This is a genomic window from Rhizobium sp. BK529, from assembly GCF_014194105.1.
In the GTDB taxonomy this organism is placed as follows: domain Bacteria; phylum Pseudomonadota; class Alphaproteobacteria; order Rhizobiales; family Rhizobiaceae; genus Rhizobium.
Window position 1 is genome coordinate 297209 of record NZ_JACIAU010000002.1, and the last position, 13084, is coordinate 310292.

Annotated in this window: 14 protein-coding genes, 1 pseudogene and 1 riboswitch; of the genes and pseudogenes, 2 read left to right on the forward strand and 13 right to left on the reverse strand. The window is 61.3% G+C overall.

Features of this window, described 5'->3' with window-relative positions; translation table 11 throughout:
• Nucleotides 1-87: 87 nt before the first annotated feature.
• The 12 genes from FHX08_RS18485 to FHX08_RS18540 all read right to left on the reverse strand — a co-directional run bounded on the left by FHX08_RS18485 (nt 88) and on the right by FHX08_RS18540 (nt 11922).
• Nucleotides 88-768 (reverse strand): spermidine synthase, encoded by a 681-nt coding sequence (locus FHX08_RS18485; protein WP_132654854.1) that lies wholly within the window; start codon nt 766-768, stop codon nt 88-90.
• Nucleotides 769-837: 69 nt separating this feature from the next.
• A complete protein-coding gene (locus FHX08_RS18490) occupies nt 838-1737 on the reverse strand; it encodes an ABC transporter ATP-binding protein (protein WP_132654856.1) in 900 nt (299 codons plus the stop codon).
• Nucleotides 1734-2537: an ABC transporter ATP-binding protein gene (locus FHX08_RS18495; protein ID WP_132654858.1), complete on the reverse strand. Its 804-nt coding sequence runs from the start codon at nt 2535-2537 to the stop codon at nt 1734-1736. The genes FHX08_RS18490 and FHX08_RS18495 overlap by 4 nt, the downstream gene beginning before the upstream one ends.
• Nucleotides 2534-3412: an ABC transporter permease gene (locus FHX08_RS18500; RefSeq protein WP_132654860.1), complete on the reverse strand. Its 879-nt coding sequence runs from the start codon at nt 3410-3412 to the stop codon at nt 2534-2536. Before FHX08_RS18500 ends, FHX08_RS18495 begins: the two co-directional genes overlap by 4 nt.
• 1 nt (nt 3413) lies before the next feature.
• Nucleotides 3414-4391 carry an ABC transporter permease gene (locus FHX08_RS18505; RefSeq protein WP_184327526.1) on the reverse strand — a complete coding sequence of 326 codons (978 nt, stop codon included), beginning with the start codon at nt 4389-4391 and terminating at the stop codon, nt 3414-3416.
• Between the two features lie 62 nt (nt 4392-4453).
• Nucleotides 4454-6100, reverse strand: a complete 1647-nt coding sequence (locus FHX08_RS18510; RefSeq protein ID WP_132654864.1) for an ABC transporter substrate-binding protein — start codon at nt 6098-6100, stop codon at nt 4454-4456.
• Nucleotides 6101-6143: 43 nt separating this feature from the next.
• The gene (locus FHX08_RS18515) at nt 6144-7166 is read right to left on the reverse strand and encodes a glycoside hydrolase family 3 protein (RefSeq protein WP_184327527.1); all 1023 of its coding nucleotides are present in this window, start codon (nt 7164-7166) and stop codon (nt 6144-6146) included.
• Nucleotides 7167-7191: 25 nt separating this feature from the next.
• The gene (locus FHX08_RS18520; RefSeq protein WP_132654868.1) at nt 7192-7671 is read right to left on the reverse strand and encodes a GNAT family N-acetyltransferase; all 480 of its coding nucleotides are present in this window, start codon (nt 7669-7671) and stop codon (nt 7192-7194) included.
• 184 nt (nt 7672-7855) lie between these two features.
• The gene (gene thiD / locus FHX08_RS18525; RefSeq protein ID WP_184327529.1) at nt 7856-8668 is read right to left on the reverse strand and encodes a bifunctional hydroxymethylpyrimidine kinase/phosphomethylpyrimidine kinase; all 813 of its coding nucleotides are present in this window, start codon (nt 8666-8668) and stop codon (nt 7856-7858) included.
• Nucleotides 8665-9300 (reverse strand): thiamine phosphate synthase, encoded by a 636-nt coding sequence (thiE, locus tag FHX08_RS18530; protein ID WP_132654872.1) that lies wholly within the window; start codon nt 9298-9300, stop codon nt 8665-8667. The genes thiD and thiE overlap by 4 nt, the downstream gene beginning before the upstream one ends.
• Nucleotides 9297-10097, reverse strand: a complete 801-nt coding sequence (gene thiM, locus FHX08_RS18535; protein ID WP_132654874.1) for a hydroxyethylthiazole kinase — start codon at nt 10095-10097, stop codon at nt 9297-9299. The genes thiE and thiM overlap by 4 nt, the downstream gene beginning before the upstream one ends.
• Nucleotides 10098-10147: 50 nt before the next feature.
• Nucleotides 10148-10247, reverse strand: a riboswitch (TPP riboswitch).
• Nucleotides 10248-10398: 151 nt separating this feature from the next.
• Nucleotides 10399-11922, reverse strand: a complete 1524-nt coding sequence (locus FHX08_RS18540; protein WP_184327531.1) for an aldehyde dehydrogenase (NADP(+)) — start codon at nt 11920-11922, stop codon at nt 10399-10401.
• Between FHX08_RS18540 and FHX08_RS18545 the strand changes: the two genes are divergently transcribed.
• Nucleotides 11921-12133, forward strand: a complete 213-nt coding sequence (locus FHX08_RS18545; RefSeq protein ID WP_184327533.1) for a hypothetical protein — start codon at nt 11921-11923, stop codon at nt 12131-12133. The two genes, FHX08_RS18540 and FHX08_RS18545, sit on opposite strands and share 2 nt — an antisense overlap.
• Nucleotides 12118-12237 (forward strand): annotated as a pseudogene (locus FHX08_RS31505) (ribonuclease); the annotation flags it as partial. The gene FHX08_RS18545 and the pseudogene FHX08_RS31505, both read left to right, overlap by 16 nt.
• Nucleotides 12238-12358: 121 nt before the next feature.
• Here the strand turns inward: FHX08_RS31505 and FHX08_RS18550 are convergent.
• A complete protein-coding gene (locus tag FHX08_RS18550; protein ID WP_184327535.1) occupies nt 12359-12811 on the reverse strand; it encodes a hypothetical protein in 453 nt (150 codons plus the stop codon).
• Nucleotides 12812-13084: the final 273 nt, after the last annotated feature.

The window sequence follows — 13084 nt, forward strand, 5'->3', positions numbered from 1 at the left end:
CGATTATTGTTGCACCAATCTCAAGCTCTCTTGCGTGCGCTTCCGTCGCCTTCTCGGATAAAGGCGCATTTTATTGCGGGAGATACGTCAGCGACCGCTTTTGACTGCAAGCCAGATGACGTGCCGCGCTCCGCCACGCTTGCCGTTGGCGCGCGTATTGACGGCATCGACGGCAAAGCCGCTATCCTTCAGCCGGCGGGTGAAGGATAGCTCCGGTCCGGAGGACCAGACGGCGAGAACGCCGCCAGGGCGAAGCGCTTCGTGGGCGGATTTCAGCCCGGCATAGTTATAGAGCCGGTCATTGGATTTGCGGGTCAGGCCGTCAGGACCGTTATCGACATCAAGCAGGATGGCATCGTAACCGGCCTTGCCGGCACGGATAGCTTCACCGACATCGCCCTGATGGATCGAGACACGCGGATCGTCGAGGCAGCCCTTGAAGACCTCCGCCATCGGGCCGCGCGCCCAGGCGACGACCGCAGGCACAAGCTCGGCGACGACGATACCTGCATTCTCAGGTACGACCGCGAGTGCGGCCCTTAGCGTAAAGCCCATGCCGAGCCCGCCAATCAGGATCTCCGGCTTCGGATGCGATTTGATCCGCTCAAAGGATAGCGTGGCCAGCGCCTCCTCGGAGCCGCTGAGGCGGCTGTTCATCAGCTCGTTGGCGCCGAGCATGATCGAAAACTCGTTGCCGCGCTGCTTTAGCCGCAGCTCTCCACCGTCGCCGGGAATGGTCGCGGAATCGAGCTGGATCCAGGGCAGCATGGTGGTTTTGTCTCACTGAAAGGAACCGTCACCTAGCATAGGGCGACGATCGAAGCCAGCAAGCCTTGCTCAGACAACTCGGATGAAATGGTCGGCTTCATGCTCCACCACCTGATCCTGCGGCACGGCGGAGCGGCGGCGAATATCCTCGACCTCCTGCGGCTGCAGACGTGTTCTCGGATCGTCGAAGCGCACATCCGGGTCTGGGACCGCCGACAGCAGCAGCCGGGTATAGGGATGCGAGGGATTGTCGATCACCTTGGCGGTGCTCCCCCATTCGACGATCTGGCCGGAATACATGACGGCGATATCCTCTGCCACATAACGAGCGGTGGCGATATCATGCGTGATGTAGAGCAGGCCGAGATTCATCTCCTTCTTCATGTCGTTCAGGAGATTGAGAACGCCCAGGCGGACGGAAACGTCGAGCATCGAGGTGGGCTCGTCGGCGACGATCACTTCCGGCTGGGCGGCGAGGGCGCGGGCGATATTGACGCGCTGGCGCTGGCCGCCGGAGAGTTCGTGCGGATATTTCGGCGCGACAATATCGGGATCAAGCTTCACGCGCTCAAGCAGTTCGCGCGCGGTCGCATCAACCTGTTTGCCACGTATGTCAGGTCGATGCAGCCTCAGCGGTCGCTGGAGGTGGTGGGCGATCGTGTGGGCCGGGTTCAGCGAGGCGAAGGGATCCTGGAAGATCATCTGCACGGAACGCCGGTAACGGGCGATCTCGTCCGACCTTGAGCTTTCGACGGGCCGGCCTTTGTAGAGGATCTGACCAGCCGTTGGCTGATATTCGCGCATCGCCATGCGCGCGCAGGTCGTCTTGCCGCTGCCGGATTCGCCGACGAGCGCCAAAGCGCGGCCGGCACGGAGGGAGAAGGAAATGGCGCGGGCGGCGTGAACCGCGGAAGCACCGTGACCGAAGGTCTTAGTCACCCGATCGAGGGCGAGGATGGCATCGCTCATAGCAGTACACCTCCGCGAAGCGAGGGGAAGGAGGCCCAGAGTTTCTTGGTATAGTCATGCTGCGGCGTCTTGTAGATTGCCTCGGCACCATTCTGCTCGACGAGCTTGCCCTGGAGCATGATGCCGATGCGGTCGCAGAACTGCACCATCAGCCCGAGGTCATGGGTGATGAAGAGCACCGAGAAGCCGAATTGCTTCCTGAGTTCATTGATGCGCTGCAGGATTTCGCGCTGCACGACCACGTCGAGCGCTGTCGTCGGCTCGTCCATGACGACGAGCTTCGGATCGAGCGCCATGCAGATGGCGATGACGATGCGCTGGCGCATGCCACCGGAAAACTGGTGCGGATAGTTGCGCATGCGATCCGGCGCGATATCGACGAGCCGCAGCATCTCGGCCGTACGCTCGCGCGCCTCAGCCTTTGTCATGCCCTTGTGGGTACGCAACACGTCGTAGAACTGGTCCTCGATGCGCAGCACCGGGTTCAGCGAATTCATGGCGCTCTGGAAGACCATGGCGACTTCGCGCCAGCGGAAGGCGGCAAGCGCCTTTGGATCGAGATCCAGTACATCGCGGCCGGCAAGCAGAATCTGGCTCTCCTTGCGGATCAGCGCCGGTGGCTTGTGCAGCCGGCTGATGGAAAAGGCGATCGTGCTCTTACCGCAACCAGATTCGCCGGCCAGGCCGAAGACTTCGCCCGGGGCGACATCAAAACTCACATTATCGACGGCGCGAAAGTCCTTTTCCTCGCCGATGTAATCGATCGTGAGGTTTTTTACGGAAAGCAAGGGTTGCGTCACAGGCGACCCTCCCCGGAGCGGATGAGAGCGGTCCAGCGGCCGAGCTGGTTGCCGGTGCGCAGGCGCGGATTGGCGATTTCGTCGACGGCGAAGTTCAGCAGCGACATGCCGATGCCGAGGAAGGCCAACGCAAAGCAGGGTGTGAGGATATCCCACCAGGCGCCGACCGAAAGCGCGGATGCCTTTTGCGCATTATAGAGCATGGTGCCCCAGGACACGACGCGCGGGTCGCCGAGACCGAGGAATTCCAGCGTTGCTTCGGTGATGATCGCGAAGATGACGCTGCCGATGAAGTTGATGCCGACGATGGAAATCACGTTGGGGAAGATCTCGAATGTCATAATGCGCCATTGCGGCTCGCCCATCATCTCAGCCGATTTGACATAGTCCTTCTGCTTGACAGAGAGCGTTTCGGCGCGGGTGACGCGCGCACCCCAGGCCCAGGACGTGCCGCCAAGGATGAGCGCGATGACAAGCGGGCTCGCCTGGCCGATGAAGGCTGCGAGGACGAGCAGCAACGGCAGGTTCGGCACGACGAGCACCATGTTCGTAAAGAAGCTGATGACCTCGTCGGTCTTGCCGCCGCGATAGCCGGAGATGATGCCGAGCGCGGTACCGACGGCGGTGATCAGGAGACCGGCGCCGAAACCGACGGCAAGCGAGGTGCGCGCGCCATAGATCATCCGGGCAAAGACATCCTGGCCGATGCGGGTCGTGCCGAGAATATGCTCCGCCGACGGCGGCTGGTGCGGGCGACCGGTGCGGGCGGCGGGATCGTAATGCGTCAGCAGCGGTGCTGCGATCGCCACGATGACGATGAAGGCGATGATGGCGAGGCCGATCAGCGCCTTGCGATTGCGGAGCAGGCTTTTCATCTCACGCTCCCTTCAGTCGCGGATCGAGCAGCACATAGCTGACATCGACGATAAAATTGGCGATCAGCATGGTCGCGGTCATGATCAGAAGCTGGCCCTGGATGACGGGGTAATCGCGGGCGAGGATCGCCTGGTAGAGGATGTTGCCGAGACCGGGATAATTATAGATAACCTCCGTCACCAGCGAGCCGCCGAGAATGGTGCCGATGGCGATTGCGAGGCTCGATACGGTTGGCAGCAGAGCGTTGCGGGCCGCATACCAAAGCATCACATGCCGGTCCGACAGGCCCTTGGCGCGGGCCATGACGATATAGTCCTCGCCGAGCAGGTTGATCATGTTGTTGCGCATGGTCACGGTAAAGCCGCCGACCAGCACGGTGCAGAGCGTGATCATCGGCAGGATGCCGTGATAGGCCACACTGCCGATATACTGGAAGCTGAAGGCCGGATCGAGCGAGGGATCGGCCGCGTAGCCATTCGGAAACCAGCCGAGCGTGAAACCAAAGATGAAAAGCACGATCAGCGAGGTGACGACGGCTGGTACCGATGTCGCGAAGATCGCGCCGATTGAGACGATGACGTCGAACTTGCTGCCGCGCCGCCAGGCGGCGACGATGCCGAGGAAGGTGCCGAGCGCGAAGCTGACGATCGTCGCCGTGCCCATGAGGCCGACAGTCCAGACCAGCGCATGGCCAAGCACAGATGTGACCGGCAGCGGGAAATACTTGATCGAGCGACCGAGATCACCGGTGAAGATGCTGCCGAGGTAAGTGAGATATTGCTGCCAGAGTGGTCCGTCAACGAAGCCGAAGGTGAGCTTCAGGGCCTGCAGGCTTTCCGGCGGCAGTTCGGCGCCCGCGCTCGAAAACATGATGCGCACAGGATCGCCCGGCATCAACCGGGGCAGGAAGAAGTTAATCGTCGCTGCCGCGATGAAGGCTGCTAGGTAGAAGACGAGGCGGCGAAGCAGAAAGGCCATGGGGACTCCGTCAAAACGGAAGCGGCGCTTGTCGCGCCGCTTCCGCCGTTTGTAATCGTGGCTTACTTGACCGGCTCAAGCGCCAGCAGGTTCAGAAGACGTGCCGGGTTTGTGCGCGAAATGGACGGATTGACGAAGGGGTTTTCCTTCGTAGACCAGCCGGTGAAGCGCTTGGTATTGTACTGATACCAGTTGGGATTGTTGAAGACCGGGATGACAGGCATGTTTTCGGCAACGATGCGCTGAGCCTTGTTCATCGCGTCCTTCTGCTTGTCGAGATCGGCAGTGTGGGTGAACTGGGTCACCAGGTCTTCCACTTCCGGGCTGAACCAGCGCTGGGCGGTGAAGCGGGTCTTGCCCTTGTCCGAAGCGCTGAAGGCGCGCTTGTAGGGGTAGTAGGGCGAGGCCGAGGCCGGCAGGCTGTTGATCGCCGCATCGAACTTGCCGTCGATGAGGTCGGAGGTCCAGACGGCTTCTTCCGGCGTCTCGATCTTGGCGTCGATGCCGACGGCCTGCATGCCTTCGATGGCGATGTTGACCGTGTCGATCCAGTCTGTCCAGGCGTTCGGAACGATGATCGAGAAGGAGATCTTCGAACCATCAGGATTGTCGCGCAGGCCGTCGCCGTCCTTGTCGACATAACCGGCTTCGTCGAGCAGCGCCTTGGCCGCATCGGCGTCATAGGCGCCGAACTTGCCGAAGTCGGCCTTGACGGACGGGTCCGCCCAGCTCTTGTAGAGCTCGCCCATCAGGCCCGGATCTTCGTTCAGCGTCGGGTAGCCGTAGCCGGCAACGTCGATCATCGTCTTGCGGTCAAGCGCCATGGAGACCGCGCGGCGGAACTTCACGTCGTTGAAGGCCTTCTTGTTGTCCTCGTTGGAGGTCTCCAGGTTGAACAGGAAGGCGACCATGCTGCTCGGCGAATACCAGTAATGATAGTGGTCCGGATCCTTCGAAACATAGACATTGTCGATATCGGGAATGAAGGAGACGCCCCAGTCGAGTGTGCCGTCGGCCGTCGCCGTCAGGATCTGGTTGTTGTCGGCAAGCTGCGGAAAGCGCATGCAGTCGATCTTCAGGTGCTCGGCATCCCAGTAATTCGGGTTGCGGCACTGGTCATAGGTCTGGCCGGTAAAGCGCGGCACTTCCGTCAGCGGGCCGCTGCCGACAGGATTTTCGTTGGCGTAGGTAACGGGGTCGGCAACGTCCTTCCAGACATGCTCGGGCACGATCGGCAGCTGCGAGAGTTGCTCGGCCGCCAGCGAACTCGGATTGGCGAGCGTGAAGCGAACCGTCTGAGCATCGACGGCCTGAACGTCGGTGATGAACGTCCAGATGCTGACGAAGTCGAGCGCCGGGAACTTCTTCAGATAGTCATAGGTGAACTTGACGTCGGCGGACGTCAGCGGCTGCCCGTCGGACCATTTCAGGTTTGGACGCAGCTTGAAATCGATGCTCTTCAGGTCGTCGGAGAGCTTGAAGCTTTCGGCCAGGCGATAGACCGGCTTGTTGCTGTCGAAGCGGTTGAAGATGACCAGCGGCTCATAGATGAAGTCAAGCGTCGACTGGCGCGACGAGGTCTGGTTGAACGGGTTGAAGTTGCGCACCCAGGTCGTCGCCGGCTCGATATTGGCCGTCAGGATGGTCTGCGCTGTGGCTGAGCCTGACAACATGGTCAGGGCCGCAGCCGCCAGGATATATTTCTTCATGTCAAATTCCCCTTTTCTTATGCGGTGAAGAATAGCCGCGCGGTCAGGAGACCAGCGCGCTCGCAAACATGGCTTCGACTTTCGCATGGGCGGCACGGTAGTCGATCTTGAGATTGCCGAGGCGGGCCTTGCCGGCGGCGATACGCTTCTGCGCGTCCTCGGTGAGTGGGCGAGCAGCCTTGGCGGCGGCCTCGCTTTCCTTGAGATCGCCGTGGCTGTGAAGTGCGATATCGAAGCCAGCATCAAGGACCTGGGCGACGCGTTCCGGCAGGGTGCCCCGCAGCGATTCCATGAAGATGCAATCGGAGATCAGCACGCCGTCATAGCCCATCTCGTTGCGGATCACGTCATGCATGAGCGGCGAGATCGACGCCGGCAGTTCCGCATCATAGGCGGAGTAGACGACGTGAGCGACCATGGCCCAGGGCGCGTCCTTTAGGGCGACGAAGGGCTTGAAGTCGGTGGCGATGAGCGTCTCGCGCGAAGCGTCGACGACCGGGCGCTCCTTGTGAGAATCGAGTGTCGCTCGGCCGTGGCCTGGAATGTGTTTCATGACCGGCATGTTGCCGGTTTCCAGGAGGCCGTCGACCACTTCACGGCCAAGAGCGGCGATAAAATCCGGATCAGGGCCGAATGAGCGGGCGCCGATGACCGCGCTCGTCGTTTCGAAGACGAGGTCGAGAACGGGCGAGCAGCCGCTCGAAAGGCCGAGTTCGCTCATCATCGCGCCCATGGCCTGGGAGGAAAGACGCAGTGCCTTCTTTCCGAGGTCGAGATCGCGGTGGGCAAGCTCGGCAAACTGGCCGAAGCTGCGGAAGATCGGCCAGGGGCCGGCATCGAGATGCTGCACGCGGCCGCCTTCCTGGTCGGTGAAGACGGGCGCGTCGTCGCGGCCGACGGCCTCGCGGAAACGCTCGATCAGGATCTTTGCCTGCTCCGGATTGCGCAGGTTGCGGCGGCCGACGAAGAGGCCGAGCGGATTGGTCTCGCGGAAGAGGGCAAATTCATCGTCTGACAGCGTCGGAATGGGGAGGCCGACGAAGAGAGCGAGCGGGGTCGAGGACACTATTTCAAACTCCGGTATCAGATGGTCATTTCGGCTGGCTTCGCAGCATGCCTTCGTAAATGCCCTTGTCGGGGGCAGGAATTTCGACCGCGCCGGCGGTCTTGACGTAGAAATCGACAGGGCCGGCATCGCCGATGAAGGCATAGGCATGACCCAGCGTCTTCATGGTCTGCAGGCAGCCGGAAAAGAGGGCGAGGCCGAAACCCTTACCACGTGCGGCAGGATCGACGCCGGTCGGACCGAAGAAGCCGCGGGCAGTCGTGTCATAGCAGGCAAAGCCAAGCAGCTTTCCGTCCTCGACGGCGATCAGGCAGGCAACGGGCTGGCGGGAAAAGGCGACGGTGACTTCACTTGCCCAGTTTTCGCTGAAATGCTCCCGCACCCAGCTCACCACGATATAAAGTTCCGGCGGCAGGGCCGGACGGATCGCAATACCGACGGAGTCGGCTTTTGCTTTCAGTTCGGCGAGCTTCGTGGAATATAAGCTCACAAGCAGGTCGGACACCCGTTTTTCCTCCAGATATTCCGTTATTACGGAATGTATCCCCTTTTAATGTCATAGCTTTGGATATCTGGGCGGCGTTGTCAACAGGCTTTTGCCGGCTGGCCTCAGTTCAACTGAGGGTAGCCAGAAAGAAAGCGGCCCGGTTTGACCGGGCCGCCTGGTAATCCTTGAATTGTGCCCCGGCTCAGCGGTCCGCGTCTTTCCACAGGGCATGGAAATGATGGACGGGTCCATGTCCGGAGCCGACCGTCAATTCGCCCGCGGCGGCAACCGCTTGCGCCAGATAGGCCTTGGCTGCCGCGACGGCCATCTGAGGCGAAGCGCCCTTGGCGAGCTCGGCTGCAAGGGCGCTTGAGAGGGTGCAGCCCGTGCCATGCGTGTTTTTCGTCGGTACGCGCTTGGCTTCGAACCAGTGAAGACCGGATGCGATGGACAACACGTCGGGGCTCTCATCGCTTTCGAGATGGCCGCCCTTGACCAGCACCATATTGGGGCCGAGCGCACGCAAACGTTCGGCCTGCGCCCCCATCTGCTCGCGGTTTTCGGCAACCTGTTCGTGCAGCAGCGCGGCTGCCTCCGGCAGATTGGGAGTAAGCAATGTGGCAAGCGGCAAAAGGTGCTGTGTTAGTGCATCGATGGCTTGCGGGTCGAGGAGCGCTGCGCCGCCCTTGGCGATCATGACCGGATCAACGACGATGGGGATACCGCGATGCGGCGCCAGCGCCTCGGCGACCGCTTCGACAATGCCGGCATTGGCGATCATGCCGATCTTGACGGCATCGACGCGCACGTCAGCGAAGACGGACTTGATCTGCTGGGCAACGAAGTGCGGCGGCACGAGATGCACGCCGGTCACCCCCTGCGTGTTTTGCGCCGTCAGTGCCGTCAGCGCCGCCATGCCGTAGACGCCGCGGGCGGAGAAGGCCTTGAGATCGGCCTGGATGCCGGCCCCGCCAGATGGATCGGAGCCGGCGATGGATAAGACGTTGTGGATCATCGGCGAACCTTTCGGATTTCCTCGGCAATGCGAAGCGTCGCGGCCTTCGGATCAGGCGTGCCGCAGATCGCCGAGACGACGGCAAGCCCATCGGCGCCCGCTGCAAGGACGAAGGAGACATGCTCGCTCTTCAGGCCGCCGATCGCAACCGTTGGAACGGGTGCCGCTTCAACAAGCTTCGCCAGCCCATCGAAACCGATCGGCTGCTTGTGGTCGGTCTTGGTGGGCGTCGCGAAGACCGGCCCAATACCGGCATAATCGACGACCGCGGGATCGACGGCCGCTGCCAGAGCTTCGGTCTCCACCGACAGTCCGAGGATCATGTCCGGACCGATCATTACGCGGGCGGCGGCAGGCCCAATATCGTCCTGGCCGATGTGCAATCCATCGGCGCCGATCGCGATCGCCGCCTCCACATCGTCATTGACGATCAGCAAAGCGTCACTGCCCTTCAAAACTTCTTTCAGGGCAAGACCTGTTTCCACCATCCTGGCAGTTCCACCCCGTTTGTCGCGAAGCTGCACCATGGTCGCGCCACCTGCAACGGCAAGTCGCGTCGTTTCGACCATGCCTATGCCGGCACAGAGATCGGGGTCGAGAACCAGATAGAGGGAAAGATCGAAGCGTTTCATACTGCGTTGATCCTGACTTTCGCATCGAGTTTTGAGCCATCGAGCGCGGAAAGCGCATCGAGGAACCGCCAGGAGAAGGAGCCAGGGCCGCCCGCATCTTTTGCGGCCTCTTCGCCCGCGACCGCGAAAGTGGCGAGCGCTGCAACAGCTGCTGCGAAAGGATCTGCGGGAATGGTGGCAGCGAAGGCGCCAGTCAGGCAGGTGAGCGAGCAGCCGAGGGCGGTAACCTGTGGCATCAGCGGCGAACCACCTTCGATGCGCAGCGCCTGCGCACCGTCAGTGACGAAATCCACCACGCCGGTGACGGCGACGACTGCGCCATGCCGCTCGGCAAGCAACCGCGCGGAAGCCTCGGCCTGTTCGACCGGATCGCGACTATCGACACCCTGGCCGCGGCTTTCGCCGCCGGCAAGCGCAATGATTTCGGATGCATTGCCTCGAATGATGGTTGGGCGAAGCGCCAGGAGGTCAGTAACGGCCTTGCGGCGGAAGGCGGTGGCGTAATGGGCGACTGGATCAAGGACCCAGGGCTTGCCGCCCGCGTTTGCGGACGTCGCCGCCGCATGCATGCCATCGATCCATTGTGTAGAGAGCGTACCGATATTGACGGTCAATGCGCCGGCGATCGCCGCAAATTCTCCTGCCTCTTCGGCCGCATGGACCATGGCGGGCGAGGCGCCCGCCGCAAGCACGACATTGGCGGCGATGTTCATAGCCACATAGTTGGTGATGCACTGGACGAGCGGCGGTCTGGCGCGCATGGCCGTCAATAGTGCTCCGGGCGTCTTGTTCTCCATAGTACCCCTTTCAGGCGGGGTAGGCGCGGGAAAGACCATGCCAGAGCATGACTGCGACCCGAGCGACTCCCTCCGCCGGCATTATCCGGTTCAGGTTCGAAGGGTGCTTCTCAGCCTGTTCTTCAAGAACCGGCGCCCCTGTCTCTCAACGCCACCTTTCTCGCAGAGAATGGCGCCGCTGTCACGGGCAAAAATGACGGTTTTACGAATGAGGATTCTCCCGCTGCCACCGGTTGGAGCTTGCCAATTCCCTCCATGACCTCCGCAAAGGCCTTGCGTTGAGCTGGCAAGCTCCGAACGATCAACGCAGCGGAGCTGGAAGCAGGTTCGTCGTGAAGTCCTGATAGGAAACCGGACGCAGGAACCTGTAGATCGCCAGCGTCCCGACCGAGGTCGATCTGCCGTCAGCGGTTGCCGGGTAGGGGCCGCCATGCACCATTGCGGGCGATACTTCGACGCCGGTTCCGAAGCCGTTCACCAGCAGGCGTCCGGCAAGCATCTCCAGCTTAGGTACGAGGCGCTTTGCTTCCGGCTCGTCGTCGCTGGCGATGTGGAGGGCAACGGTCAGCTGTCCTTCCAGCCCGTCAAGGACGTGCTCGAGTTCGGCGAGATTCCGGCAGCGTACGAGGAGACCGGCTGCTCCGAAGACCTCGTCCTGAAGCTCGTGATGTGCGAGGAATGCTGCGGCCGTCGTCTCGAAAAGGGCAGCAGTGCCTTCAAATTCGTTGCCCGGCTTGCCGTTGGCGACGAGGCGGACTTCGGGATGTTTCTCCAGACGACCGACGCCTTCGCAGAAGGCCTTGGCGATCGATCCGGTAAGCATGGTCTGCGCGCTAACCTCCGGCAACAATTCCTGCGTCTTGGTGATGAAGGCATCGAGGCCCTCGCCCTCAACGGCAAGAATGAGGCCCGGATTGGTGCAGAATTGTCCGGCGCCCACAACCAGCGAACTTACGAAACCAGTGGCGATCTCTGCGGCGCGGCTTTTCAGAGCATTGGGGAAGAGGATAACCGGGTTGACGCTGCTCATTTCGGCATAGACGGGGATCGGCTGCTTGCGCTCGGAAGCGATCTTCATCAGCGCGGTGCCGCCGCGGCGCGATCCGGTAAAACCGACGGCGCGAATTCTGGCGTCCGCCACGAGCTTCTGCCCGACCTCGAAGCCGGTGTCGAAGAGAAGCGCGAATGTGCCGACATGCAGGCCGGCCTTGGCGACAGCGCGCTGAACGGCGCGGCCTACCAGTTCCGAAGTCCCCGGATGGGCGGAGTGCGCCTTGACGACGACAGGGCATCCGGCAGCGAGCGCCGATGCCGTGTCGCCGCCGGCGACGGAGAAGGCAAGCGGGAAGTTCGATGCGCCGAAAACCGCGACAGGACCGAGAGCAATGTTGCGCAGGCGCAGGTCAGGCTTCGGAACAGGCTTGCGGGAAGGATCCGCGCCGTCGAAACGGAGCTCCTGGAACCGACCCTCACGAACTTCTTTCGCAAACAGCCGAAGCTGTCCGGTCGTGCGGGCGCGCTCGCCTTCCAACCGTCCACGCGCAAGACCGGTTTCCGCCATACCGCGGACGATCAGATCATCGCCGATCGCTTCGATCTCACCGGCAATGGTCTCCAGAAAGGCCGCCCGCGTTTCGAGGTCAGTTTCCCGGTAGGAGGCGAAGGCTTCCCACGCAAGCTTGGTCGCCTCTTCGACGTCTTCCGCGGAGGCGCCACCGAAAGAAACGGGCAACGCCGCTCCAGTGGCCGCCTCGACGCCGAAAAGCTCGCCGCGCGTGCCGCGCTTTTCCGATCCCGCAACGAGCAGGCTTCCATTGATATTCATGACGGATTTCCTTTCAAAAAGATTCGGCACTTATATAGGCGTTCGCGCTCTCAATTTCACGACATCCTTCCCGAAGTCCTATCAATCGGCGCTGATCGAAATTCCACAGATGCTCGACCCGCGCCATCAACAATCCAATCGCGGATTTGCACCACCTATTCATCGTATGCCGAACCAAGGGCAGAAAGGCCATGGACGCTTGGCGCGTTGATCGGCTTTCTCGTGTGAACATGGCTTTCGCTCACTTTCACGATTGTGGGGCCCGAGCTGAATGCCGAGCTCGAACATCCGACCGCGAAAGATACGACAACAGGATAGCTCAAGCCCGTGGGAACGCGCGGCGCTTATGTCGGCGATACTCTGGGGTGAAACAGCGGATTGATCAGGAGCTTCTGGAAGGGGAGTGGCTGCCGGAAAATTTCTCCATCTGCTTTAATCAATCGGGCTGTACGGGCCGGATCGTATTCACTGAGACCTCGCCCTCAAGAACGCCTCGCACGAGATCGGTGCGATTCCGATCGATCTCGACCACCGTGTAAAGCTTGTCGTCGCGAAATGAACTCGCATTTGTCGTGGTCACATCCTCGGCAGGTGCTGCATCGACCTCCATGAAGTCAAGTTCGCGCCCGGCCGCGACAATCCGGGCGTCGCCTGCCGTTCTTGCTGCGACCACCACAACGCCATGGTTCGGCGAATTCGCCCATCTAGGATCATCTGGTGCTGCGATCGGTTCAAGTCGATAAACGCCAAGAGGCTCTCCTGCGGGACGCGCTGCAGTCTCCGCAGCCATGTCTTCCATTTGCGCCTTGCTCTCGACCGAACGCCCGAAGGTGTTCGGATTTGTCGCATTGTTGATCTCGTCGTTTCCCGTTCGTGAGACGTTAGACATGCCGTCCTCCATTCTTTGCGAACATAACGATAGTGCGCGCCGACTGTTCCGTTTGGCGTTTATTCCCGGGTTAGCGTCGGCTGTTTTCTAGGGCTTTCAAGCCGCATATGAGGCTCTCGGTTCGAATAAAAAAATGGGATGGCCGCTGATAGCAATGCGCAGCCATCCCATTTTAAGCAAGCGCCCCCTCGTCGAACGCTTGCAACCGGCCCCCGCCAATCGTCGAAAACGTTAGCAAGATCTAAAGCATTCCCGCTAGTGCGCGGATGCAAC

Bases quoted from the DNA above. Each gene is read 5' to 3' on its own strand.
- FHX08_RS18540 (WP_184327531.1), bottom strand. From the start codon at position 11,922: ATGAATATCAATGGAAGCCTGCTCGTTGCGGGATCGGAAAAGCGCGGC.
- thiE (WP_132654872.1), bottom strand. From the start codon at position 9,300: ATGAAACGCTTCGATCTTTCCCTCTATCTGGTTCTCGACCCCGATCTC.
- thiD (WP_184327529.1), bottom strand. From the start codon at position 8,668: ATGATCCACAACGTCTTATCCATCGCCGGCTCCGATCCATCTGGCGGG.
- FHX08_RS18490 (WP_132654856.1), bottom strand. From the start codon at position 1,737: ATGAGCGATGCCATCCTCGCCCTCGATCGGGTGACTAAGACCTTCGGT.
- FHX08_RS18510 (WP_132654864.1), bottom strand. From the start codon at position 6,100: ATGAAGAAATATATCCTGGCGGCTGCGGCCCTGACCATGTTGTCAGGC.
- FHX08_RS18485 (WP_132654854.1), bottom strand. From the start codon at position 768: ATGCTGCCCTGGATCCAGCTCGATTCCGCGACCATTCCCGGCGACGGT.
- FHX08_RS18500 (WP_132654860.1), bottom strand. From the start codon at position 3,412: ATGAAAAGCCTGCTCCGCAATCGCAAGGCGCTGATCGGCCTCGCCATC.
- thiM (WP_132654874.1), bottom strand. From the start codon at position 10,097: ATGGAGAACAAGACGCCCGGAGCACTATTGACGGCCATGCGCGCCAGA.
- FHX08_RS18550 (WP_184327535.1), bottom strand. From the start codon at position 12,811: ATGTCTAACGTCTCACGAACGGGAAACGACGAGATCAACAATGCGACA.
- FHX08_RS18505 (WP_184327526.1), bottom strand. From the start codon at position 4,391: ATGGCCTTTCTGCTTCGCCGCCTCGTCTTCTACCTAGCAGCCTTCATC.
- FHX08_RS18545 (WP_184327533.1), top strand. From the start codon at position 11,921: ATGACGGATTTCCTTTCAAAAAGATTCGGCACTTATATAGGCGTTCGC.